At 73.1% G+C, this 1,196-nt stretch carries 2 protein-coding genes; both read left to right on the top strand.

What is annotated here, in order from left to right; translation table 11 throughout:
• Positions 1–827: DUF2079 domain-containing protein (locus tag AB0O00_RS40430; protein ID WP_363659651.1), on the top strand; the 827-nt coding region annotated here is incomplete at its 5' end.
• Between the two features lie 99 nt (positions 828–926).
• Positions 927–1,196: GntR family transcriptional regulator (locus AB0O00_RS40425; protein ID WP_363659650.1), on the top strand; the 270-nt coding region annotated here is incomplete at its 3' end.

Raw genomic sequence — 1,196 nt, 5'->3', positions numbered from 1 at the left:
CCTGGCAAGCCCGGCGAGACGGGCACGGCCAGGGCGCCCGGCAGAACCGCCGCAGTCCGGTGCCCGGCCTGGTCCTCGCGGCCACCGGTCTCGCCGCGACCGCGCTCACCGTGCTCGTCGTCCTCCCGTCGTTCAATCCGACCGGCGGCTTCGACTACTGGCAGCAGATGGACGGCAACGGGCACCCCTCGGCCGGTTCCCTGGCCGCACGCCTGGTCTGGCCCCCGGTCAAGTGGCTGCTGCTGTTCCTGCTCGCCGCCACCGCCGGGTTCCTCGGCCTGCGCTCGCCGCTCATCCTGCTCTGCGTGCCCACCTTGGCCTGGCGCCTGCTGTCGGCCAATCCGAACTACTGGGGCGTCAGTTACCACTACAGCGCGGTGCTGATGCCGATCGTGATCGCCGCCCTGATCGACGTCGTCCGGCGGTCCGACCGCCGCCGGATCCGGCGCGCGCTCGCCGTCAGCGCCCTGGTGACGGCCGTGACCCTGCCGCTCTACCCGCTGCACGAGGCCGTGATGCCCGAGGCCTGGCGGACCCCGCCGCGCCTCACCGAGACCCGGGCGATGCTCGACCTGATACCCGACGACGCCACGGTCGCCTCGTCCAACCGGCTCGCGGCGCAGCTCACCCACCGGGCGGTCGTCACCCTGGTCTGCCGGCCGCCGGTCGGGCCCGCGCCGGAGTGGGTCGCCGTCGACCTTCGCGACCCGACCGTGCAGTCGCCGTGCGCCATCGCCGTCACCCGCCGCATGGTCGCGGAGTACCGGGAGCGCGGGTACCGGCCACTGATCGACCAGGACGACCTGCTCCTGCTGAAACGCCCCTGACCGGCCGCGGTCCGCCCCGCCACCCCCCGGTCCCGCTTGACCCGCAGGCCGCAGTGGGCCACCATTCCACTATTGAACTAGTGAAAGGCCGCAACGGGTGTGATCGAGTACCGCATCGAGCGGCGCAGCGGCGTCTCCACGTACCAGCAGATCGTGCAGCAGACCAAGCAGGCCCTGCGGCTGGGCCTCCTGCAGCCCGGGGACAAGCTGCCGACCGCCCGTGAGGTGGTCGAGCTGACCGCGATCAACCCCAACACCGTGCTGAAGGCCTACCGCGAGCTCGAACGCGAAGGCCTGGTCGAGCCCCGCCCGCGGCTCGGCACCAACGTCCGGCGCTCGCTCGCCCCGCCGGAGGCGGCGGCCGACGGC

It is taken from the genome of Kitasatospora sp. NPDC093558 (genome assembly GCF_040683475.1).
Classification (GTDB): Bacteria; Actinomycetota; Actinomycetes; order Streptomycetales; family Streptomycetaceae; genus Kitasatospora.
The sequence above is the reverse complement of the archived record's forward strand: the minus strand, read 5'-3'. Positions and strand labels throughout refer to the sequence as shown.